This window comes from Variovorax sp. OV084 (genome assembly GCF_900111625.1).
Lineage (GTDB): Bacteria > Pseudomonadota > Gammaproteobacteria > Burkholderiales > Burkholderiaceae_C > Variovorax.
In genome coordinates this window covers 1,282,724-1,304,317 of record NZ_FOII01000001.1, presented here as the reverse complement: position 1 = coordinate 1,304,317, position 21,594 = coordinate 1,282,724, and the positions used below count along the sequence as shown (strand labels likewise).

Below are 21,594 nucleotides of genomic sequence, written 5' to 3'. Positions count from 1 at the left end.
TTGTGAGAGATGAACGTCTTGCCGAGGCGCGACTAGGCTGCCTTGAGCGCCAGGATCTGCGCGCTTGCGGCAAGTTGGCCCAGGTAGTCCGCCCAGCGCTGCATCATGTCCTTTCGCTTGTCCATGAACTCCGCGCGGTCGTAGGCTGCACCCAGCGGCCCGCTCTTGCCATGGGCAAGCTGTGCTTCGATGACATCGGGCGAAATGCCGTGCAGTTGCTCCGCCATGACCGTGCGGGCCATTGCACGAAAGCCGTGGGCGGTCATTTCGTCGTTGGTGTAGCCGAGCCTTCGCAACGCCGCGTTCACGGTGTTCTCGCTCATGGGGCGTTCTCCCGTGCGGATGCTGGGGAACACGTATCGGCCATGTCCGGTCAATGGATCAATTTCCTCCAGTGTCTGCAGTGCCTGCTTCGCCAGCGGCACGAAGTGGGGACGGCCGTTGAGCTTTTCATGGAGCCTGCGCTTCATGTCCTGCGCCGGGATGGTCAGCATTGCCTTTTCGAGGTCGATCCAGGCCCATTCCATCGCACGGATGTTGCCCGGGCGCTGGAAGAGCAGGGCGGACAGGAGGAGGGCGGCGCGGGTGATCGGCTGCCCGCTGTAGCCGTAGATGGCGCGCATCAGTTCGCCCACTTTCTGGGGCTCCAGGACAGCGGCCATGCTCTTGGTGAGCACGGGCCGGAGCGCCCCGTGCAGGTCGGGCGCCGGATTGCTCGCGCACCGGCCCGTCTGCACACCGTAGCGGAACACCTGTCCGGCGCACTGGCGCAGGGTGTGGGCCGTCTCGATGACGCCCCGGCCCTCGGTGCGCTTGAGCGCGTGCAGAAGATCCTTGGCCTGGATCGAGGCGATCGGCAGCTTGCCGATGTAGGGGAACAGGTCCTTGTCCATGATGCGCAGCCAGCGCTCCGAATAGGACGCGCTCCAGCTGCTGGCCTTGGTGGCGTGGAATTCCCGCGCCAACGCTTCGAACGTGTTGGCTGCTTCCACTGCTCGGGACAACTTCTCTGCGCGCTTCGCGAGGCCGGGATCGACGTTGTCTGCAAGCAGCTCGCGGGCCTTGTCGCGCCGCTGCCGGGCCTTCGCAAGCGACACCGCGGGGTAGACGCCCAAGGCCAGCGTCTTGGCCTTGCCGCTGAAGCGATAGTCCATGCGCCAGTATTTACCTGCGGCCTTGACGCGCAGGTACATGCCGCCACCGTCCGCGTAGCGCTCGCCGATCTTGGTGCCCTTGTGCTTCACTTGCCTCACGAAAGTGTCTGTCAGCATTGGGTTTTTCTCCTTGCTGTCGGTACCTGGTTTCGGCAGCAGGGCAAATACCTGCAGAAGTACCGACAAAGTACCGACAAGACATGCTATGCCGCGATCTATTGTGGAGCAAAGAAAAACCCGCTTCTCCTCGAAGGAGAGCGGGTTTCAGGACGATTTGGAGAGGTTCGGGACTGGAAATTGGCCTGCCCGGAGGGGATCGAACCCCCGACAACCTGCTTAGAAGGCAGGTGCTCTATCCAACTGAGCTACGGGCAGATTTCAGGCTGGAGAGAAGCCAAGAAAATCAATGACTTAGGAGCTTTTTTTCTTAAGCAGCAGCGGCGGATTCTACCGAGTTCCACACCTTGGCTCGCTGCACTCCACGATCCAAAACGAAAAATGCACACAGCCCGCTGGTGACTGTGTGCATTTCATTTTTATGGTCGGGGCGAAAGGATTCGAACCTTCGACCCTCTGGTCCCAAACCAGATGCGCTACCAGGCTGCGCTACACCCCGACAAGCCTTCTATTCTAGCCCGGATATTGGCCGATCCCCGAAGTTTCTCAGTCAGCGTTTCTCGTACTGCGTCTTGCCGAAGAGAATTTCGCGTTCTTTATCGCCGGTGATCGGCTTGCGCAGGTCAGCCAGCACCTTCACGCCGCGCTGCACGGCTGGACGCGCTGCGATGCCATCGAACCATTCCTTCAGGTGCGGGAAGTCGGTGAGGGTGATGCCCTGGTTTTCCCAACTGCGCAGCCACGGGAAGATGGCGATGTCGGCAATCGAATAGCTCTTGCCGGCAATGAACTTGTTCTTCGACAACTGCTTGTCGATCACGCCGTAGAGGCGCTTGGCCTCGTTGCTGTAGCGGTCGATCGCATAGGCGACCTTCTCGGGCGCGTACAGGCGGAAGTGGTGCGCCTGGCCGAGCATCGGGCCGACGCCCCCCATCTGGAACATGAGCCACTGCAGCACGTCGTAGCGTTCACGGTCGCCGGTAGGCAGAAACTTGCCGGTCTTGCCCGCGAGGTAGACGAGGATGGCGCCTGATTCGAAGAGCGAGATCGGCTTGCCGTCCGGACCGTCGGGGTCGGTGATGGCGGGGATCTTGTTGTTCGGGCTGATCTGCAGGAAGTCGGGCGCGAACTGGTCGCCCTTGCCGATGTTCACGGGGTGCGCGTGGTAGGGCAGGCCGCACTCCTCCAGCATGATGTGAATCTTGTGGCCGTTCGGCGTGGGCCACGAATAGACCTCGATGGGCGATGCAGGCATGTTGTCTGGCACTCCTGTGGATTTGATGCGAGCCCGGCAGCTTATACGTGCGAGTTCAAACGCGTGCAGGCGCGGGAATTCATTCGCAATCTGTCAGACGGGATCTCAGCCGACCTGCTTCTCGTGTGCGTTGCACCACATCCAGTCTTCGCCGGGTTCCAGCGACTGGATGACGGGGTGGCCTTCAGCGTGCGAATGCCTTGTTGCGTGACGGTTCTTCGACGAATCGCAGCAGCCCACATGGCCGCAGTGCACGCACAGGCGAAGGTGGACCCAGGTGTCGCCGGTCTTCAGGCAGTCTTCGCAGCCGCGTTGGCCGTGCTGGTCATGGGGCTGCGCGATCTCGGCGGGCACGTGGTCGCAGGGTTTGATGGGCAACGTCGGGCTCCTTTGTCTTGACGGTGGATTGATTGGGGGCGCGCTTCAGGCGACGGCCGAGGCTTGTGACAGGTGCTGATGAATCAGCGCGACCGCGGCCGCGCCCTCACCGATGGCGCCGCCCACACGCTTGACCGAGCCCGAGCGCACGTCGCCCACGGCGAACACGCCCGATACGCTCGATTCGAGCGCCGTGGACGGCCGCGCCGGAAAGCCGCTGCTGGCGGCGGCACCTGTCAGCACGAAGCCGTGCTTGTCGACCGCCACGCCGCAGCCGTCGAGCCACGAAGTCTCAGGCTCTGCGCCGACGAACAGGAAGATGTTGCGCGCCGCGCAGTCATGTTCGTTGCCCGAGGTGTGACAACGCCATGTCGCGCCGGTGAGGCCTTCGTCGGAGCCGCCATGCAGGCGTACGAGCTCGGTGTGAGGCTGCAACGAGATGTTCGGCGTGGCCTCGATGCGGTCGATCAGGTAGCGCGACATGCTGGCCGCCAGCGACGGCCCGCGCACCAGCACGTTGACCTTGGCCGCGTGGCGCGATAGGAACACCGCAGCTTGGCCGGCCGAGTTGCCGCCGCCGACCAGCGCCACTTCTTGCTGAGAGCAGATCTTTGCCTCGATGGCCGAGGCCCAGTACCAGACGCCGCGGCCTTCGAATTCGGCGAGGCGAGGAACATCGGGGCGGCGGTAGCGTGCGCCGCTGGCGATGACCACCGTGCGCGCATGGATCGTGCGGCCGTCGGCCAGCGCAATGGCAAGGCTTTCAAGTGGGTTGTCGCGCGAGCAGTCGAGCGACACGACCTTGGCCGGAATCAGCATCTCGACACCGAACTTCTGCGCCTGCACGAACGCGCGCCCCGCCAGCGCCTGCCCCGAGATGCCGGTCGGAAAGCCCAGGTAGTTCTCGATGCGCGCGCTGGCGCCGGCCTGGCCGCCGAAGGCGCGGCAGTCGAGCACGATCACGCGCAGGCCTTCCGAGGCCGCGTAAACAGCGGTCGCCAGGCCGGCCGGCCCGGCGCCGACAACGGCCACGTCGAACAGTTCGTTGCGCTCGGCGGTGTCGACCATGCCGAGGCAGCGCGCCAGCGCCTCGTCGGCCGGGTTGACCAGCACCGAGCCGTCAGGGCACACGGCCAGCAGTTTGCTGGCGCCGTACTGCGCGAGCAGCGCGGCCGCGTCGGGGTCTTCGGCGGCGTCGACCAGGTGATATGGATAGCCGTTGCGGCGAAGGAAGTTTTCCAGCCGTGCCATGTCGGGTGACTGGGGCTGGCCGATCAGCACCGGGCCGCTGGCGCCGGACTCGATCAGCGCCACGCGCCGCAAGATCAGCGCGCGGGTGATGCGCTCGCCCAAGTCGGCTTCGGCCACCAGCAGCGCACGCAGTTGCGCGGGCGATACGAGCAGCGCCTCGACGTCTTCGTCGGCATGGCCGTCGACCAGGGCAGGGCGGCCGCTCAGCTGGCCGACTTCGGCCAGGAATTCACCTGGCCCTTGCCGCACGATCGGCACCACATGACCAAGGCCGTCGCGTTGCGTGACGGCGACAACGCCTTTCAGCAGCACGAACATGCCGGGGCCGGTTTCGCCTGCGGTAAATAGTCTGGTGCCGCGTGCGAATTGCTGAACACTGCCAAAGCGTGCAATGCGCGCAATCTCAGTGTCACTGAGGACGGGGAAAGTCTGGTGAAGGCGGCTGCTGTCGGTGCCGGTTGCGTTGGTGGTGGCCATAGGTGGAGCTCCATTTCGCGAATCCACCGCATTAGACGACGAAGCGGCGCCAAGCGGTTTGCAGGCGTTTCACAGGCGGCTTTGGGCTGTAACAACGTCACGTGCCTGCAATGTTCCTGACATGCCCGCTTCATCGCAGGTGCGGAGACTCCCTCGGCAGAAAGGGTTCCCCATGAAAGAACTGCCCAACCCGACGTTTCCGCTTTCGCAGATCGGGCTGCGCGCGGCCTTGTGGCCCGCTCCTGCAACCGGTGTGTCTACCGTTGTTGCTGCTGCCCGCACATCGGTGCCCCAGGCGCCCGCTGTCATCCTGCCGCCGGCCGTCGAGTCCAAGCAAGGCATCACCGTGGGCTGGGCCCGCCACCTTGACGACGTGCGCGCTGCCCAACGCCTTCGCTACGACGTGTTCGTCGGCGAAATGGGCGCCCGGGTTTCGTCGCCGCTGGCCGGCCACGACATCGACCTGTTCGACGACTTCTGCGAGCACCTGCTCGTGCGCGACGAACTGACCCAGCAGGTCATCGGCACCTATCGCGTACTCACGCCTGCCCAGGCCCGCCGCGTCGGCAGCACCTACAGCGATACTGAATTCGACCTCACCCGCCTGCGCGACCTGCGCGAGCGCATGGTCGAGCTGGGCCGCAGCTGCGTGCATCCCGACCACCGCCAGGGCGGCGTGATCCTCGCACTCTGGGGCGCGCTGGCGGGCTTCATGCACCGCAACAAACTGGACACGATGATTGGTTGCGCGAGCATTCCGATGTCACACAACGGTGTCACGAACGGTGACGCCGCGGCCAGCATCTGGCGCCAGGTGTCGGCCAAGCACATGGCACCAATCCAGTATCAGGTGCAGCCCCGCCTGCCGTTGCCGGTCGAGCGGCTCGACAGCACGCTCGACGTGGAGCCGCCGGCGCTCATCAAGGGCTACCTGCGCCTGGGTGCGAAGGTGCTCGGCGCGCCCGCCTGGGATCCGGATTTCAACGCCGCCGACCTGCCGATGCTGATGCGCATCGACGATCTGCCGGCGCGCTACCGCAAGCACTTCCTGGGCGCATGAAGCCGGCGGCCGACCGGCCCGAAACCGGGCCGCCCGCTTCTACGCTTGGCGCTGCCAGCCAGCACGCGGCTGGCTCAGAGGCGTCACGGGATAGTCATGGAACTGTCACAAGAGGGGCTGACACTGTCATATTTCAGCCTACGTGTTCTCCTGTGCCGCTTGCTCCAGAATCAGTGCCCATGTCACCCGCCTCCGCAGATCCGTCGCTTGACGTTGCGGCACCAACGTTCACATTGCTGGACCGCGACCACAGCATTCTTTCGTTCAACGAGCGTGTGCTCGACTGGGCGCATCGCAAAGAGGTGCCGCTGATCGAGCGGTTGCGCTATCTGTGCATCGTTTCGTCGAACCTCGATGAATTCTTCGAGGTCCGCGCCGCGCCGCACCTGATCGCGGGCAGCGCTGGGGACCACAAGGGCACTTACACGGTCGAGTCGTTCGAACGGCTGGCCGAGGCGGCCCACAAGCTCGTGGCGCGCCAGTACGCGCTGTACAACGACGAGCTGATGCCAACTTTTGCGACGCACGGCATCCGCATCATTTCGCATGGCGAGCGCAATCCGGCGCAGCGCAAGTGGGTCAGCGAGTATTTCGAGCGCGAAGTGCGCCCGCTGCTGATTCCGGTCGGGCTCGACCCGGCGCATCCGTTCCCGCAGGTGGCCAACAAGTCGCTCAACTTCATCGTGAGACTGGGTGGCAAGGACGCCTTCGGCCGCGAAAACCCGATCCAGATCGTCAAGCTGCCGCGAGTTCTGCCACGTCTGATCAAGATGCCGGCCAAGGTGTCGGATGGCAAGACGCTGTTCGTGGCACTGTCTAGCGTGGTGCGCGCGCATCTCGCGAGCATGTTCCCCGGGCGCGAGGTGGGCGATTTCTCGCAGTTCCGCGTTACCCGGCATTCCGACCTTGCGGTGGACGAGGAAGACGTCAAGAATCTGCGCACCGCGTTGCGCCAGGGGCTGCAGCACAGGCACTATGGCCAGGCCGTGCGGCTGGAGGTGTCGGCGAGCTGCGCCGAGTCTCTTGCGAGTTTCCTGCTGGCGCAGTTCAACCTGCCGCCCGAGGCGCTGTACCGCGTGCATGGCCCGGTCAACCTGGCCCGGCTCACGCAACTGGCCGACCTGCTCGACGAGCCGCAACTGCGCTTTCCGCCGTATCCGGCTTCCTACCCCGTTGCTCTGTCGCCCGGGCAGTCGTTCTTCGAGCGGCTGCAGCGCGGCGATGTGCTGATTCACCAGCCCTTCGAAAGCTTCGAGGGCGTGCTGGCCTTCCTGCGCGAAGCGGTGCTCGACCCGCAGGTGCTGGCGATCAAGCAGACCATCTACCGCACGGGCGCCGATTCGGAAATGATGGATCTGCTGCGCGAAGCCGTGCGCCGCGGCAAGGAAGTCACGGTAGTGGTGGAGCTGAAGGCTCGCTTCGACGAAGAGGCCAACATCAACTGGGCTGAAATGCTCGAATCGATCGGCGCGCAGGTGGTGTACGGCGTGGTCGGCCTGAAGACCCACGCCAAGATGCTGCTGGTGACGCGGCGCGAGGGCAAGCAATTGCGCCGCTACGGCCATCTGTCCACGGGCAACTACAACCCGCGCACTGCCAGGCTCTACACCGACATCAGCCACCTTACGGCCGATCCGATGCTGACGGCCGACATGGAAGCCGTGTTCGTGCATCTGGCGAGCCAGAGCCGCTTGCCCAAGCTCAACCGCATGTGGCTGGCGCCGTTCGACCTGCACAAGAACATCGTGGCGCAGATCGATGCGCTGGGCCTGGCCGCAGCGGCCGGCCAGTCGACGCGCATCGTCGCCAAGATGAACGCGCTGACCGACGACGAGATCATCGCCTCGCTGGTCCGTGCGGGGCAGAAGGGCGTGAAGATCGATCTGATCGTGCGCGGCGCATGCACGCTGCCCGCGCAGGTGCCGGGGCTCACCGACAACATCCGCGTGCGCTCGGTGATCGGTCGCTTCCTGGAGCATTCGCGGGTCTTCTATTTCCGCAATGGCGAGGACGAATCGCTGTACCTGTCGAGCGCCGACTGGATGAACCGGAACATGATGCGGCGCATCGAGCTGGCGTGGCCTGTAACGGACCCGGGACTGCGCCAGCGGCTGATCGACGAGTGCCTGGTGGCCTACCTGCACGACGGGCGCGACGCCTGGGATCTGGGCGCGGACGGCATCTACACGCGCGTCGATCACGATACGCATTCGGGCGAGGCTGGCGCATCGCCCGTCGTCGAGGCCCACGGTGCGCAGGCCGCGCTCATGAACCGCTACGCATCCAGAGGGCATCTCAGAGATGCATCCAGCAACTGAAGATCGAAAGACGATGACCATGGACTTGATCTTCTGGCGTCACGCCGAAGCCGAGGACTGGACCGAGGGTTGCGACGACATGCAGCGCTCCCTCACCGCACGCGGCGAAAAGCAGGCCAAGCGGATGGCCACTTGGCTGGATCGTCAGTTGCCGGACGGCACGCGCATCATCTGCAGCCCCGCGCGGCGCTGCGAACAGACTGCGCTGGCGCTGGGTCGCAAATACAAGCTGCGCTCAGAGCTCGCGCCCGACACAACGGCAGAGGCGCTGCTTGGTGCAGCCGGCTGGCCCAACGGCAAGTCGGTGGTGCTGATGATCGGCCACCAGCCATCGGTGGGGCAGGCTATCTCCCTGCTGCTGGGCCTCAAGCAGGACAGCTGCCCGGTTCGCAAGGGAGCACTGTGGTGGATTCGCACGCGCGAGCGCGACGGCGATGTGCAGACCGTCGTTGTGACGGTGCAGTCGCCGGAACTGCTCTAACTAACTAATGGGGCGGCTGGCTCAGCAGCCGCTGAGCTCGACGCGCCAACTGCTGATCTTCTGCCAGGCCAGCACTTCTTCGCGCAGGAGGTGCGCCGATTGCGGAAACGCCTCGGCCCAGTCCGGGGCACAAACAATGGTGAAGGCCCGTGCGCCCAGCGCCGCGAGGTGCAGCGCCTGCGGATCAGGGTCGCGGCGCGCGTGGCACAGGATCACCGCGAGCCGAAGTGACAGCAACTGCATCACGAAGGTCTCATCGTCCAGCGATGCTTCGAGCTTGCGCAGCTTGCCGCGCTGGCCCAGCACCAACTGGCCGAGCGCGTGCATCTCGTTCACCGCAAAGCCGGGCGCGTCGGTGTTGTCGAGGATGTAGGCGCCGTGCTTGTGATAGTCGCTGTGTGAGATCAGCGTGCCGATCTCGTGCAACTGCGCCGCCCAGCCCAGCTTGCGCAAGGCCCGGCCAGCCCGGCTTGATGTACTGCCGCCGCGCGCGGCGGGGGAGAGCTGCACGAACAGTGCGGCGGCCGTTTCGCCCACTCGCTTGGCCTGGGTCGTGTCGACGGTGAAGCGATTGGCCAGCCGCGCCACCGTGGCGGTGCGCATGTCGGCCACGCTTTCGTCGCGTTCCAGCAATTCATAGAGCACGCCGTGGCGCAGGGCGCCCTGGGCGACTTTCATTTCCTGGATGCCGAGCAGGTCGAACACCGCGCGTAGCACGCTCACACCGCCGCCGATGACGGCCTTGCGGTCTTCCCGCATGCCGTCGATGCGCAGCTTGTCGGCGCTGCCGGCCTTGAGCAGGCGGTCGAGCAGCCAGTCGAGGCCTTCGCGCGTGACGAGGCCGGGCTCGCCACCCGCCGCGGCCAGCACATCGCCGACGGCGCCGATGGTGCCGGACGCGCCGTAGGCCACGTCCCACTGGTCGCGGGTGTAAGTGGCGAGGGCGTCGTCGAGCACGGCCTTGGCAGCCACTTCGGCCGCGCGAAAGGCGCTGGCGGTGAACAGGCCTTCGCCGAAGTGCTTCATCGACCAGGCGACGCTGCCGACCCGGTACGACTCCATGCGGTCGGCCTCGAGGGCGTGGCCGATGATCATTTCGGTTGAGCGCCCGCCGATGTCGACCACCAGCCGGCGCTCGCTGTCGGAGGCGTCGGTGTGCGGCAGCATGTGCGCCACGCCCTGATAGATCAGGCGGGCCTCCTCCCGGCCCGGGATCACGTCGATGCCGAAGCCCAGAATGGTGCGTGCGCGCAACAGGAATTCTTCGCGGTTGCGCGCTTCGCGCAGCGTTTGCGTGGCCACAGCCCGAACCTGCGAGCGTTTGAAGCCGGCCAGGCGTTCGCCGAAACGCGCGAGCGCGTCCCAGCCGCGCTGCATGGCCTCGGCCGTGAGGTTGCGTGCGCTGTCCAGGCCGTTGCCCTGGCGAACCGTCTCCTTGAGATATTCGGTGCGGTGGATCTGGCCGTGGTCGACCTGTCCGATTTCGAGCCTGAAGCTGTTCGAGCCCAGGTCGACTGCTGCGAGGCGGGTGCCGTTTTGCATGTGGTTCTGAAGAAGAAGGCGGTGTCTTTGTGTTTGATCGTAGCGCCGTGACAGGGCGCGCCACCTCTCGGATCGCGCAATGGCGAGGTTTGGAAGGCTAGGCGCGGCGCATGACGGTTATGTGACAGCGTCACACGAACCACCGGAGGAATAAAGGCATTTTCCCTCGACAGAGGGGTGTCACACCGATGTCACACAAGCTTCCTAGAGTCCGTCCAAGCCCGAAAAAGGGACTACTTCTTACTTCTAAAGGAAGCTTCATGAAAACGACGTTCAAATTTGCAACAGCCGGCCTGGTGGCCGCGGTGTTCTCCATTCCCGCCTTTGCACAAGACGTGACCGGCGCTGGCGCCAGCTTCCCGGCACCGCTGTACGCCAAGTGGGCCTCTGACTTCAACAAGGCCACCGGCGTCAAGATCAACTACCAGTCGGTTGGCTCGGGCGCCGGCATCAAGCAGATCGAAGCCAAGACCGTCGACTTCGGCGCTTCGGACGCTCCCCTGAAGGACGACGAACTGCAGGCCAAGGGCCTGATGCAGTTCCCCACCGTCATCGGTGGCGTGATCCCCGTGGTCAACATCCAGGGCATCAAGCCCGGCGAGCTGAAACTCAACGGTCAGGTTCTGGGCGACATCTACCTCGGCAAGATCACCAAGTGGAACGACCCCGCCATCAAGGCACTGAACGGTTCGCTGGCCCTGCCTGACGCCGCCATCGCCCCGGTTCGCCGTGCCGACGGTTCGGGCACCAGCTTCCTGTTCACCAACTACCTGAGCAAGGTCAACGCCGAGTGGAAGACCAAGGTCGGCGAAGGCACGGCCGTGAACTGGCCCACCGGCGCGGGCGGCAAGGGCAATGAAGGCGTCGCCGCTTTCGTGAACCGCCTGCCCAACTCGATCGGCTACGTCGAGTACGCCTACGTGAAGCAGAACAAGATGACGTACGCCCAGCTGCAGAACGCCGCCGGCACCTTCGTGTCGCCCGACGACTCGGCATTCAAGGCCGCCGCCGCTGGTGCTGAATGGAGCAAGAGCTTCTACCAGGTGCTGACCAACCAGGCCGGCAAGGACGCATGGCCCATCACCGGCGCCACCTTCATCCTGATGCACAAGGTGCAGGACAAGCCCGCCAACGCGACTACCGTGCTCAAGTTCTTCGACTGGGCCTACAAGAGCGGCGACAAGACGGCCGACGATCTCGACTATGTGCCGATGCCTGACGCCGTGAAGGCCACCATCGCCAAGGCATGGGGTGATGTGAAGGATGCGTCGGGCAAGGCCGTCGCGTTCAAGTAACTCTACCCATCAGTCCAGGACGGCGCGCCCATGAGCAATTCTTCGCTCCAGGACGCGCCGCTTTCGTCTTTGCCGGAGCGACCAGTGTCATCCACCTTTCCCGCCGCCACCACCCCTCTCGACCTCGCGGCCGAGCGCGGTCGTGCTACTGCACCCCCGCCGCCCGTGAAGGCTCCGCGCTCCGGCCCGATGGCTGACCGGCTGTTCGGCTGGGCCGCCAAGGGCGCCGCGCTGCTGACGCTCGCGATGCTCATCGGCATCCTGTTGTCGCTGGTTGTCGGCGCCTGGCCCGCCATTTCGAAGTACGGCCTCGGCTTTCTCACGAGCAGCGTGTGGGATCCGGTCAAGGAGGAGTACGGCGGCCTGGTCATGATCTACGGCACGCTGGCCACTTCGATCATCGCGCTGGTGATCGCGGTGCCGGTGAGCTTCGGTATTGCGCTTTTCCTGACGGAACTCTCGCCCAACTGGCTCAAGCGCCCGCTGGGCACGGCCATTGAACTGCTGGCGGCGGTGCCTTCCATCGTCTACGGCATGTGGGGCCTGCTGGTGTTCGGCCCGATCCTTTCCACCTGGGTGCAGCAGCCGCTGCAGAAGCTGCTCAGCGGCGTGCCGTACCTCGGTGCGCTGGTGTCCGGCCCACCAGTGGGTATCGGTATCCTGTCGGCCGGCATCATCCTCGCGATCATGATCATTCCGTTCATCGCTTCGGTGATGCGCGACGTGTTCGAAGTGACGCCGCCGCTGCTTAAAGAGTCGGCCTACGGCCTCGGCTCCACCACCTGGGAAGTCGTTTCCAAGGTCGTGCTGCCTTACACCAAGGCCGGCGTGATCGGCGGCATCATGCTCGGCCTCGGCCGGGCGCTGGGTGAAACGATGGCGGTCACGTTCGTGATCGGCAACATGAACCAGCTCAACTCCCTTTCCGTGTTCGAGGCTGCCAACAGCATCACCTCGGCACTCGCCAACGAATTCGCCGAAGCCGGCGCGGGCCTGCATCAGGCCGCGCTGATGTACCTCGGCCTCGTGCTGTTCTTCATCACCTTCGTCGTGCTGTCGCTCTCCAAGATGCTGCTGGCCAAGATGAAGAAGAGCGAAGGAACCAAATCGTGAGCACCGCCCAGAATCTTCTCGCGGCCAAGGCATTGGCCGAAACGCGCCAGGCCAAGTTTGCCTCGCGCAACCGCGTCAACAAGATCGCGCTCACGCTGTCGCTCGCCGCGATGGCCTTCGGCGTGTTCTGGCTGGTCTGGATCCTTTGGGAAACGCTGCGTCAGGGCGTGGGCGGCCTCGCTCTCGCCACCTTCACCGAAATGACGCCGCCGCCAAACGAGGCGGGCGGTATTGCGAATGCGATCTTCGGCTCGTTCGTGATGGTGATGCTGGCCACCTGCGTGGGTACGCCCATCGGCATCATGGCCGGCATCTATCTGGCCGAATACAACCCCAAGGGCTGGCTCGCCTCGGTCACGCGCTTCGTCAACGACATCCTGTTGTCGGCGCCGTCGATCGTGATCGGCCTGTTCGTGTATGCCGTGGTGGTGGCCTATTTCAAGACCTTCTCGGGTCTGGCCGGTGCGATTGCACTGGCGCTGATCGTGATTCCGGTCGTGATCCGCACCACCGAGAACATGCTGCAGCTGGTGCCGCCTGGCCTGCGCGAAGCGGCCTACGCGCTCGGCACGCCGAAGTGGAAGGTCATCCTCAGCATCACGCTGCGCGCTGCCCGCGCCGGCGTGGTCACCGGTGTGCTGCTGGCCGTGGCTCGCATCGCCGGCGAAACCGCACCACTGCTCTTCACCGCACTGAACAATCAGTTCTGGACCGCTGACGTGAGCCAGCCAATGGCCAGCCTGCCGGTCACGATCTTCAAGTTCGCGATGAGCCCGTACGAGAACTGGCAACAGCTGGCATGGGCCGGCGTGTTCCTGATCACCGTCGCCGTGCTCGCCCTCAACATCCTGGCGCGGGTCCTGACGCGCAACAAACACTGAACCCAGCAGAAGAAGACAACATGCCAAATACCGTTGCACAACCGTCGCGCTCGAAGATCTCGGTCAAGGACCTGAATTTCTACTACGGCAAGTTCCACGCGCTCAAGGGCATCAACCTCGAGATTCCCGAGAACAAGGTCACGGCCTTCATCGGCCCGTCGGGCTGCGGCAAGTCGACCCTGCTGCGCACCTTCAACCGCATGTTCGAGCTTTATCCGGAGCAGCGCGCCGAAGGCACCATCGCCCTCGATGGCGAGAACCTGCTCACCTCGAAGCAAGACGTGGCACTGATTCGCGCCAAGGTCGGCATGGTGTTCCAGAAGCCCACGCCGTTCCCGATGTCGATCTACGACAACATCGCCTTTGGCGTGAAGCTGTTCGAGAACCTCTCGGCCAGTGAAATGGACGACCGCGTTGAATGGGCCCTGAAGAAGGCCGCGCTGTGGACCGAAGTGCGCGACAAGCTGCAGCAAAGCGGCTCGGGCCTCTCCGGCGGCCAGCAGCAGCGCCTGTGCATTGCGCGCGGCATCGCGATCAAGCCCGAAGTGCTGCTGCTCGACGAACCCTGCTCGGCGCTCGACCCGATCTCGACCGCGAAGATCGAGGAGCTGATCGCCGAACTCAAGAATGAGTACACGGTGGTCATCGTGACGCATAACATGCAGCAGGCCGCCCGCTGCAGCGACTACACCGCCTACATGTACCTCGGCGATCTGATCGAGTTCGGCGCCACCGAGCAGATGTTCTTCAAGCCGCAGCGCAAGGAGACCGAGGACTACATCACCGGCCGCTTCGGTTGAAGTCAAAGGAGACAACATGACCGAGAAACACCTTTCCAGCCAGTTCGACAGCGAACTCAACGGCGTCTCGTCGCGCGTGATGGAGCTCGGCGGCATGGTCGAGTCGCAGATTCACCAAGCCGTGTACGCGCTGCTGCAGTTCGACGTCGAAGCGGCCGACCGCGTGATGGAGACCGAGCAGCGCGTCAACGCGATGGAAATCGACATCGACCGCGAGCTGTCTTCGATCATTGCGCGCCGCCAGCCCACGGCACGCGACCTGCGCCTGCTGATCGCCATCAGCAAGACCACCGCCAACCTCGAGCGCGTGGGTGACGAGGCCAACAAGATTGCGCGCATGGTCAAGTCGATCATCGAGAGCGGTTCGGCCCGGCAATTGCCCACGACCGAGCTGCGTATCGCGGCCGACCTGGCCTCGGGCCTGCTGCGCAAGGCGCTCGACGCATTCGCGCGGCTCGACACCTCCGCAGCGTTGTCCATCCTCAAGGACGACGACCTGATCGACAAGGAGTTCGACGGTTTCGTGCGCAAGCTGGTCACCTACATGATGGAAGACCCGCGCACGATCTCCGCCAGCCTGGACCTGCTGTTCCTGGCGAAGGCCATTGAACGCATTGGCGACCACGCCAAGAACATCGCCGAATTCATCATCTACATCGTCAAGGGCGCCGATGTGCGGCACACTTCGATGCAGGAAATCGAGTCCGCGCTGCAGTAACAACAGCGGCAAGACTCCCAAGAAAGCATGAAGAAACCCCGTGTCCTTATCGTCGAAGACGAGTCCTCGATCGCCGAGCTGATCGCCGTCAACCTGCGCCACAACGGCTTCGAGCCGATCTGGTCGGAAGATGGTGCTGCGGCCCAGCGTGAGATCGATGCCTTCCTGCCGGATCTGATCCTGCTCGACTGGATGCTGCCCGGCCAAAGTGGCCTGCAGCTCGCGCGCCAGTGGCGCAAGGACCCGCGCACCAAGGCCATCCCGATCCTGATGCTGACCGCGCGCGGCGACGAACCCGACAAGGTCGCCGGTCTCGATGCTGGTGCCGACGACTACATCACCAAGCCGTTCTCGACCCAGGAAATGCTGGCCCGCATCCGTGCGGTGCTGCGCCGCAGGGCACCGGAAGTGGTCACGGAGCGCGTCGAGATCGGCGAGCTCGCACTCGACACCTCCACGCACCGCGTGACCTGGCAGGGTGGTGCCCTGAAGGTCGGACCGACCGAGTTCAAGCTGCTGGCCTATCTGATGCAGCATGCCGAGCGTGTGCACAGCCGTGCTCAGCTGCTCGACAAGGTATGGGGCGACCACGTCTACATCGAAGAGCGCACGGTCGACGTGCACGTCAAGCGCCTGCGCGAATCGCTGGGTGCGGCTGCGCCGATGGTCGAAACCGTCCGCGGAGCGGGCTACCGCCTGACCGCCCAAGTCACGGTTTGACCGCCGTGGCACCCTTTGGCCGCGGGCGCGGATAATCGCCCGCCATGCCTTTCCGAATTGCTACATTTTTAATAGCGTCCCTCTTAATAGGAGCGGGTGCTATCGTCATTTTTGGATGGAAGTTCGGGTGGCTGGGCGCCTGGCTGGGTGCGGTACTCTGGCTGGGGCTTGACGCTTGGCGCGCCGAGCGGCTGATGCGGGTGTTGCGCAACGATGCCGCCGGCCTGCCGTCGCGCGGGTCCGGCGTGTGGGGTGAGTTGTCCGAGCGCATCCGCAAGCTGCTGCGCGACCGCGAGCAGCAGACCCGGCAGGCCGAAGACCGGCTGCAGGAATTCCTCGCCGCGATCCAGGCGTCGCCCAATGGCGTGGTGCTGCTCGACGAGCAGGGCCGCATCGAATGGTGCAATCAGACGGCGGCCAGCCAGTTCGGTATCGACGCGGAACGCGATCTGGCGCAGCACCTCGCCAACCTCGTGCGCGATCCCGCCTTCGTGGCCTACCTCGCGTCCTGGAATTACAGCCGCGACGTGGTCATCGACGCCTCCGGACTCGGCCATGGGCATCAGCGCGGTCATCCGGTGCGGTTGTCGGTGCAGGTGCATCCCTATGCCGGCAATCGCCGCATGCTGCTGACGCGTGACATCACGGCGCTGGAGCAGGCCGAGGCGATGCGGCGCGATTTCGTGGCCAACGTGTCGCATGAAATCCGCACGCCGCTTACGGTGCTGGCGGGCTTCGTCGAGACGCTGCAGAACCTGCCGCTCGATGCGGAAGAGCGCACGCGCTATCTGTCGCTGATGGGGCAGCAATCGCACCGCATGGAGACGCTGGTGAACGACCTGCTGACGCTGTCGCGACTGGAGGGCAGCGCGGCACCTTCGGGCAACCAGTGGATCCGCACTCGTGCGTTGCTCGCACAGTGCGAAGACGAGGGGCGAGGGCTGTCGGGTCGTCTGACGCCACAGGGGCATCGACTGTCGTTCACGGTCGACGCGGAGTCGGAACTGTCGGGCGCGCCAACCGAACTGCAGAGCGCGATGTCGAACCTGCTGAGCAACGCCATCCGCTACACGCCCGGCGGCGGCGAGGTGGCCGTGAGCTGGCGGACGCTGCCCGACGGGCGCGGCGAATACGCCGTGAAGGACACCGGCCCCGGCATCGCCGCCGAGCACATTCCGCGGCTGACCGAGCGCTTCTACCGCATCGACCGCAGCCGCTCGCGCGAGACTGGCGGCACGGGACTGGGACTGGCGATCGTCAAGCACATCGCCCAGCGGCACGGTGCCGAACTGCGCATCGAAAGCACGGTGGGCAAGGGCTCCCGCTTTGCTCTGTTGTTTCCGGCAGCGCGCGTGCGGGAAGCGCGCGTGCTGGTCAAGTAGGCGCGGCTTATCTTGCGCGCTGGCGCATCGTCCAGCGCAGCAGTGCACCGAACAGCAGGGCCGTCAGGGCCAGCGCGGCGGCGCTCATGATCCAGAACGCCAGCGGCGACTGCATGGCGGCCCAGGGGCCCAGACCGTGGTACGCGAGCAGATAGCTTCCGCCAAGGCCCAGTCCCCACAACATCGCGCAATAGATCACCAGCGGTGCCAGCGTGACCCGGTAGCACCGCAGCACGAACACGCAGAAGGTCTGCACCGCATCCGCGAAGTGATACAGGGCCACGGCCAGCAACAGCGCGCCCGCCATCGCGATCACGGCCGGGTTGTCGGAATACACGTTGGCGAGCTCGTAGCGCAGCACGGCCATGGCGGTGGCATAGAACAGTGCACACAGCGCCGTCAGTTCGAAGCCCAGGCGGCAAGCGTGGCGAGCCTTGGCTGCGTCCCCGGCGCCGAGCCAGAAGCTCACGCGCGCGCTGGTCGCGATGGCCAGCGACAGTGGGGTCATGTAGGCCACGGCCAGCAGGTTCGACGCGATCTGGTGCGCCGCCGCGGCTGTGGTGCCGAGGCGAGCGATGAACAGGGCCATCAGCGTGAACGAGGTCACTTCGACCAGTACCGCCAGGCCGCCTGGCACGCCGAGCCGCGCGAACTTGCGGATCTGCTGCCAGTCGGGCGCCTCAAGGCGCTTCCAGAGCCCGTAGTCGCGGTAGAACGGACGGTTGCGCAGCAGCCAGATGGCGCAGCCGAGCATCGCCCAGTTCACGCACAGCGTGGCCCAGCCGCAGCCCACGAGGCCCATGGCCGGCAGGCCCGCGCCGCCGAAAGTGAACCAGATCGACAATGGCAGCTTCACGACCAGCGAACCCAACTGCAGCCACGTCACGAGTTGGGGTCTGCCCAGGCTCTGGTTGAGCGTGCTGAACAGGCGGAAGAGCAGAGCCGGCGCCAGCGCAAAGGCCAGCACCGCGAGATAGGCTTCGACTTCGCCGCGCATTTCCGGCGGCACCCGGGTCCATCGCAGGGATGCGCCCGGCAGCAGCAGGATCGTCATGCCGACCACAACGGCAATCGCGGCGAGGTATAGCGATTGCCGCACCGAGCGGCCCACTTCACTGCCGCGGCCGCCGCCATGTAGTTCGGCCCAGACCGGCAGCAGAGCTTGCAGCACGCCCATCAGCGAGACGTATACGCTGACGAAGATGGCGGCGCCGACCGAGAGGGCGGCCAGCGCGTGCTCGGAGTAGCGGCCCGCGATGATGGTGTCGGTCACGCCGAAAGCCATCACGGCCAGCTGGCCCACGAGCACCGTGCCCGCGTGCCGCGCGATCAGAGCCCGTTCGCTCCTCACTGCGGCGTGATCTTCTGGTAGAGCAAGAGGTCGTCGGCCGCGCTGCTGGGGCGGCGCAGCGTGCCGGCAAAGCGCCACTGGTCGAAGGGAATGATGGTGTGCAGGCGCTCGATGGTTTCGGGGCTTGCGAGCAGCCACGGGCAGTCAGTGCCCAGCAGCAGCGGCTGCACGTTGAAGTTGCCGTGGTGGCGCAGCGCCGCAATGTGCGGACGGCTGAGCGCGAGCTCGGCGATGCAGCGCGGCTGGCCGACGCGTTCAGCCACGGCGCGCACTTGAGGCGCGAAGCTGCGTGCGTAGTCGATGGGCGGAAGCCACAGCGTCATCAGCAGCATCCAGCACAGTGCCGTGCCGCCGGCTGGCAGCACCAGCGTCTTCCAGAGCGCAGCGCGGTGCCGCCCCGTGCGCCAGCGCACCAGCCAGCACCAGGCGATGGTCGCAGCCACGGCGAGCGCCACGGCAATGGGAGAGAACTCGGGCACGAAGCCGGGCACCAGTCGCGTGACGCTGGCGGCTGGCTTGGGTGGAACGCCGGTCTGCATGGCGATCCAGTAGATCCAGCCCAGCACGGCGAGGCCGCTGAAGAACAGCACGTTGAACCAGTCGATCAGAGCTGCAGCACTGCGCCGGAAGGTTGGCAGGGCGAACGCGGCGAGCGTGGCGAAGGCGGGCAGCGCCAGCAGCAGCGAACGGTCGGAGTAGTCGGTAGTCCAGGTGGCGGCCAGCGGCACCAGCGCGAACCAGAAGGGCAGTGCGACGTGGCGCGACGTGAGCTGGCGCCGCCAGCGCCACAGCGTCCAGATGGCGAGTGGCCAGACCGGCCAGGTGAACCACAGCAGCAGCTTTGCCTGGCTGCGCACGTCACCGAGCAGCGAACCGCCGACCACGGTGATCTTCCATGTCGGCAGCTTCAGGCCGAACACCAGCACCGCTGCCAGCACCGTGATGCCGATCATCGTGAGGAGGGCGCCTCGTGTGTAGCCGGGGCCGTTGTCTTCGTTGTTGTCGGCGTTTTCGCGTTCGGACTGCGCGGCGAGCCGGCGTTCGTACGCGATGTACAGCGCGCTGCCGATGGCCAGCGCGAGCCCGACGGTGGGCGCGCCGCTCAGCGTAATGCCGATGGTGCCCACGGTCAGCGCGATCACCGGGCCGGTGCGGCGGTAGGGCAGTGCGGCCACGCCATAGAACAGGTGCGAGGCGAAGAACAGCTGCGCCAGTGCGGGCGTGGTCTCGTGGCCGAGCTGGGCCAGGCCGAGGCAGGCGATCAGTGCCAGCAGGCCGCCGTCGGCGATGGCGCGTGCGTAGTCGGTCGGCCGGGCCTCGCCGCCGAAGGCAAAAGCCACGGGCTGGGCGCGCGCCGTGCGGGCCAGGTAGTACACGGCGTACCAGGTGGCGGTGAAGGCGCCCCAGAGCAGGAACGCGAACGCAACGCGCACGGCCAGGTCGGGGTTCAGCCACGACGGGGCGATCTTGATGGCCAGGGCGCCGATCCAGTAAGGGATCAGGGCGGGTGTTTCCGGGCGCAGGCCCAGCAGCATGGGATCGAACCAGCGTGCGATGCCTTCGGTGCTGCGAGCCAGTTCGGACATGTAGCCGAAGGCCGTGATGTCGGCGCTCTTCCAGGGACCCCGGCCAACCAGGCCCGGCAGCAGGTAGGCCGCGCACAGCAGAAGCAATGCGATGCGCGGCAGCCGGCGCACGGCGCTCTGGGCAACGATCGCGGGAGTGGGCAGGTTCAAGTGGCGGAAAAAGGCAGGATTCAGAAAGAAAAAGGGCAGCGCGGTAAACCGGGCTGCCCTCGACGCAAAAGCGCGTGCCTTACTTCGAAGCAGCGCCGGTGGTCTTGCCGAAGCGGTTGCGGAACTTCTCGACGCGGCCGCCCATGTTGTCGACCGACTTCTGCGTGCCGGTGTAGAACGGGTGCGATTCGCTCGTGGTATCGAGCTTGAACAGCGGCAGTTCGCGACCGTCGTCGGTCTTGCCCATTTCCTTGGTGTTCGCGCACGAACGGGTCACGAACTTGAAGCCGTTCGACATGTCGACGAACAGAACTTCGCGGTAATTCGGGTGGATGCCTTCTTTTGCCATGGTCTTTCCTTTTGCGCTGTTGGAATCAATGCGCGGTCGATGCGAGAGCCACGTGCCGGACGAAGCTGCCCAGCCGCACTTTTCGCGGAGCCCATGATTATCGCATACTGCCCCATTTCCGAGCAAACCGGGCCTCCCCCATGACCTCTGCGCTTCTTCGTGTCGGCCTCGTTGGCTATGGTTTTGCCGGCCAGACCTTCCACGCGCCCGTGCTTTCGGCCGTTCCGGGGCTCGAATTGGCGGCTGTGGCTAGTTCGCAGCCGCACAGGGTGCACGCCGACTGGCCCGGTGTTGCCGTGGTGCCGGACGTAGCGACGCTCGTGGCCCGCTCCGACATCGACCTGGTTGTGGTGGCAACGCCCAACGCCCAGCACTATCCGGTCGCCAGAGCGGCGCTGGAGGCCGGCAAGCACGTGGTAGTGGACAAGCCTTTCACGCTCGATGTGGCCGAGGCGAGGGCGCTTGAATTGTTGTCTAAGCGCAACAATCGTGTCCTTGCGGTCTACCAGAACCGGCGTTTCGATGCCGATTTCCTGACCCTCAAGGATGTTCTGGCGTCCGGTGAGCTGGGCCGCCCCGTGTACCTGGAGTCGCATTTCGACCGCTTCCGGCCCGAGGTAAAGGAGCGCTGGCGCGAGCAGGCCGTGCCGGGTTCGGGCCTTTGGGTGGACCTGGGTGCTCATCTGGTCGACCAGGCGGTGCAACTGTTCGGCCGGCCTGACACGGTTCAACTCGACACTGCGGTCCTGCGCGATGGCGCCGTGGTCGAGGACTACTTTCACGCCGTGCTGCGGTACGACAGTGGGCCGCACGCGCCGCTGCGCGTGGTGCTGCATTCGACGACGTTGGCAGCGCATGCGGCACCGCGCTACATCGTCCACGGCACGCGCGGCAGCTACGTCAAGCACGGCGTCGATACGCAGGAAGATGCGCTGCGCGCCGGGCAGCGACCGCCGGCCGAAGGGTGGGGCGCAGATCCGCTCGATGGCGAGCTCACGCTGATTGGCAGTGATGGGGCATCCAGCAAGCGCAACATTCCCACCCGCGCCGGCAACTATGTCGACTACTACGTCGCAGTGCGCGATGCCATCCTCGGCCGCGGCTCGAACCCCGTGCCGCCCGAGCAGGCTGTCGCTCTGATGGAACTGCTTGACCTCGGCCGCCAGAGCGCCCTCGAAGGCCGCGCCCTGCATGCAGGGCGCCCATGAAAAAAGCG

At 65.2% G+C, this 21,594-nt stretch carries 19 protein-coding genes and 2 tRNA genes; 11 read left to right on the top strand and 10 right to left on the bottom strand.

All coding sequences use genetic code 11. From position 1 onward, the window contains the following. Positions 1-32: 32 nt before the first annotated feature. The 6 genes from BMW87_RS06300 to BMW87_RS06275 all read right to left on the bottom strand — a co-directional run bounded on the left by BMW87_RS06300 (position 33) and on the right by BMW87_RS06275 (position 4,632). Positions 33-1,271, bottom strand: coding sequence for a tyrosine-type recombinase/integrase (locus tag BMW87_RS06300; RefSeq protein WP_093075067.1), 1,239 nt, complete (start codon positions 1,269-1,271; stop codon positions 33-35). A gap of 181 nt (positions 1,272-1,452) precedes the next feature. Next, positions 1,453-1,529, bottom strand: a tRNA-Arg gene (locus tag BMW87_RS06295). Between the two features lie 164 nt (positions 1,530-1,693). Further along, positions 1,694-1,770 (bottom strand) — tRNA-Pro (locus tag BMW87_RS06290). Positions 1,771-1,821: 51 nt separating this feature from the next. Next, on the bottom strand, positions 1,822-2,526 hold the full coding sequence (locus tag BMW87_RS06285; RefSeq protein WP_093054305.1) for a glutathione binding-like protein: 705 nt from the start codon (positions 2,524-2,526) through the stop codon (positions 1,822-1,824). Positions 2,527-2,631: 105 nt separating this feature from the next. Further along, positions 2,632-2,904, bottom strand: coding sequence for a UBP-type zinc finger domain-containing protein (locus BMW87_RS06280; protein WP_256216674.1), 273 nt, complete (start codon positions 2,902-2,904; stop codon positions 2,632-2,634). Positions 2,905-2,949: 45 nt separating this feature from the next. Continuing rightward, the gene (locus BMW87_RS06275; RefSeq protein WP_093054306.1) at positions 2,950-4,632 is read right to left on the bottom strand and encodes an FAD-dependent oxidoreductase; all 1,683 of its coding nucleotides are present in this window, start codon (positions 4,630-4,632) and stop codon (positions 2,950-2,952) included. A gap of 172 nt (positions 4,633-4,804) precedes the next feature. Here BMW87_RS06275 and BMW87_RS06270 point away from each other — a divergent pair, with 172 nt between their 5' ends. From BMW87_RS06270 to BMW87_RS06260, 3 genes are read left to right on the top strand one after another with little or no spacing between them, the layout of a single operon-like run. After that, the gene (locus BMW87_RS06270) at positions 4,805-5,692 is read left to right on the top strand and encodes a GNAT family N-acetyltransferase (RefSeq protein WP_093075064.1); all 888 of its coding nucleotides are present in this window, start codon (positions 4,805-4,807) and stop codon (positions 5,690-5,692) included. Next, entirely contained in the window at positions 5,689-8,010 is a 2,322-nt protein-coding gene (gene ppk1, locus BMW87_RS06265) for a polyphosphate kinase 1 (protein WP_093075061.1), read from the top strand. The genes BMW87_RS06270 and ppk1 overlap by 4 nt, the downstream gene beginning before the upstream one ends. A 19-nt stretch (positions 8,011-8,029) precedes the next feature. Continuing rightward, on the top strand, positions 8,030-8,491 hold the full coding sequence (locus tag BMW87_RS06260; protein WP_176928784.1) for a SixA phosphatase family protein: 462 nt from the start codon (positions 8,030-8,032) through the stop codon (positions 8,489-8,491). Between the two features lie 21 nt (positions 8,492-8,512). Here BMW87_RS06260 and BMW87_RS06255 read toward each other — a convergent pair whose 3' ends face one another. Further along, entirely contained in the window at positions 8,513-10,033 is a 1,521-nt protein-coding gene (locus tag BMW87_RS06255) for a Ppx/GppA phosphatase family protein (protein ID WP_093075058.1), read from the bottom strand. 260 nt (positions 10,034-10,293) lie between these two features. Here BMW87_RS06255 and pstS point away from each other — a divergent pair, with 260 nt between their 5' ends. The 7 genes from pstS to phoR are packed head-to-tail and all read left to right on the top strand — an operon-like array spanning position 10,294 to position 16,942. Further along, a complete protein-coding gene (pstS, locus tag BMW87_RS06250) occupies positions 10,294-11,328 on the top strand; it encodes a phosphate ABC transporter substrate-binding protein PstS (protein WP_093054315.1) in 1,035 nt (344 codons plus the stop codon). 30 nt (positions 11,329-11,358) lie between these two features. Then, positions 11,359-12,441 carry a phosphate ABC transporter permease subunit PstC gene (gene pstC / locus BMW87_RS06245; protein WP_093075055.1) on the top strand — a complete coding sequence of 361 codons (1,083 nt, stop codon included), beginning with the start codon at positions 11,359-11,361 and terminating at the stop codon, positions 12,439-12,441. Beyond that, the gene (gene pstA, locus BMW87_RS06240) at positions 12,438-13,322 is read left to right on the top strand and encodes a phosphate ABC transporter permease PstA (RefSeq protein WP_093075052.1); all 885 of its coding nucleotides are present in this window, start codon (positions 12,438-12,440) and stop codon (positions 13,320-13,322) included. The genes pstC and pstA overlap by 4 nt, the downstream gene beginning before the upstream one ends. Before the next feature lie 20 nt (positions 13,323-13,342). Beyond that, positions 13,343-14,122, top strand: coding sequence for a phosphate ABC transporter ATP-binding protein PstB (gene pstB, locus BMW87_RS06235; protein ID WP_021007056.1), 780 nt, complete (start codon positions 13,343-13,345; stop codon positions 14,120-14,122). Between the two features lie 16 nt (positions 14,123-14,138). After that, positions 14,139-14,840: a phosphate signaling complex protein PhoU gene (phoU, locus tag BMW87_RS06230; protein ID WP_093054321.1), complete on the top strand. Its 702-nt coding sequence runs from the start codon at positions 14,139-14,141 to the stop codon at positions 14,838-14,840. Between the two features lie 27 nt (positions 14,841-14,867). Beyond that, positions 14,868-15,560, top strand: coding sequence for a phosphate regulon transcriptional regulator PhoB (gene phoB / locus BMW87_RS06225; protein WP_007836652.1), 693 nt, complete (start codon positions 14,868-14,870; stop codon positions 15,558-15,560). 44 nt (positions 15,561-15,604) lie between these two features. Further along, entirely contained in the window at positions 15,605-16,942 is a 1,338-nt protein-coding gene (phoR, locus tag BMW87_RS06220) for a phosphate regulon sensor histidine kinase PhoR (protein ID WP_177192729.1), read from the top strand. A 7-nt stretch (positions 16,943-16,949) separates the two neighbouring features. Here phoR and BMW87_RS06215 read toward each other — a convergent pair whose 3' ends face one another. The 3 genes from BMW87_RS06215 to BMW87_RS06205 all read right to left on the bottom strand — a co-directional run bounded on the left by BMW87_RS06215 (position 16,950) and on the right by BMW87_RS06205 (position 20,378). Continuing rightward, positions 16,950-18,293: an MATE family efflux transporter gene (locus BMW87_RS06215; RefSeq protein ID WP_093075050.1), complete on the bottom strand. Its 1,344-nt coding sequence runs from the start codon at positions 18,291-18,293 to the stop codon at positions 16,950-16,952. Next, positions 18,290-20,029 carry a hypothetical protein gene (locus BMW87_RS06210; RefSeq protein ID WP_093075046.1) on the bottom strand — a complete coding sequence of 580 codons (1,740 nt, stop codon included), beginning with the start codon at positions 20,027-20,029 and terminating at the stop codon, positions 18,290-18,292. Before BMW87_RS06210 ends, BMW87_RS06215 begins: the two co-directional genes overlap by 4 nt. Positions 20,030-20,108: 79 nt before the next feature. Then, a complete protein-coding gene (locus BMW87_RS06205) occupies positions 20,109-20,378 on the bottom strand; it encodes a type B 50S ribosomal protein L31 (protein WP_019653042.1) in 270 nt (89 codons plus the stop codon). Positions 20,379-20,518: 140 nt separating this feature from the next. Here BMW87_RS06205 and BMW87_RS06200 point away from each other — a divergent pair, with 140 nt between their 5' ends. Further along, on the top strand, positions 20,519-21,586 hold the full coding sequence (locus tag BMW87_RS06200) for an oxidoreductase (RefSeq protein ID WP_093075043.1): 1,068 nt from the start codon (positions 20,519-20,521) through the stop codon (positions 21,584-21,586). Positions 21,587-21,594: the final 8 nt, after the last annotated feature.

What these genes read in the sequence shown, in the direction of transcription:
- BMW87_RS06300 (WP_093075067.1), bottom strand. Translation starts at nt 1,271, where the DNA reads ATGCTGACAGACACTTTCGTGAGGCAAGTGAAGCACAAGGGCACCAAG.
- BMW87_RS06285 (WP_093054305.1), bottom strand. Translation starts at nt 2,526, where the DNA reads ATGCCTGCATCGCCCATCGAGGTCTATTCGTGGCCCACGCCGAACGGC.
- BMW87_RS06275 (WP_093054306.1), bottom strand. Translation starts at nt 4,632, where the DNA reads ATGGCCACCACCAACGCAACCGGCACCGACAGCAGCCGCCTTCACCAG.
- BMW87_RS06270 (WP_093075064.1), top strand. Translation starts at nt 4,805, where the DNA reads ATGAAAGAACTGCCCAACCCGACGTTTCCGCTTTCGCAGATCGGGCTG.
- ppk1 (WP_093075061.1), top strand. Translation starts at nt 5,689, where the DNA reads ATGAAGCCGGCGGCCGACCGGCCCGAAACCGGGCCGCCCGCTTCTACG.
- BMW87_RS06260 (WP_176928784.1), top strand. Translation starts at nt 8,030, where the DNA reads ATGGACTTGATCTTCTGGCGTCACGCCGAAGCCGAGGACTGGACCGAG.
- BMW87_RS06255 (WP_093075058.1), bottom strand. Translation starts at nt 10,033, where the DNA reads ATGCAAAACGGCACCCGCCTCGCAGCAGTCGACCTGGGCTCGAACAGC.
- pstS (WP_093054315.1), top strand. Translation starts at nt 10,294, where the DNA reads ATGAAAACGACGTTCAAATTTGCAACAGCCGGCCTGGTGGCCGCGGTG.
- pstC (WP_093075055.1), top strand. Translation starts at nt 11,359, where the DNA reads ATGAGCAATTCTTCGCTCCAGGACGCGCCGCTTTCGTCTTTGCCGGAG.
- pstB (WP_021007056.1), top strand. Translation starts at nt 13,343, where the DNA reads ATGCCAAATACCGTTGCACAACCGTCGCGCTCGAAGATCTCGGTCAAG.
- phoU (WP_093054321.1), top strand. Translation starts at nt 14,139, where the DNA reads ATGACCGAGAAACACCTTTCCAGCCAGTTCGACAGCGAACTCAACGGC.
- phoB (WP_007836652.1), top strand. Translation starts at nt 14,868, where the DNA reads ATGAAGAAACCCCGTGTCCTTATCGTCGAAGACGAGTCCTCGATCGCC.
- phoR (WP_177192729.1), top strand. Translation starts at nt 15,605, where the DNA reads ATGCCTTTCCGAATTGCTACATTTTTAATAGCGTCCCTCTTAATAGGA.
- BMW87_RS06205 (WP_019653042.1), bottom strand. Translation starts at nt 20,378, where the DNA reads ATGGCAAAAGAAGGCATCCACCCGAATTACCGCGAAGTTCTGTTCGTC.
- BMW87_RS06200 (WP_093075043.1), top strand. Translation starts at nt 20,519, where the DNA reads ATGACCTCTGCGCTTCTTCGTGTCGGCCTCGTTGGCTATGGTTTTGCC.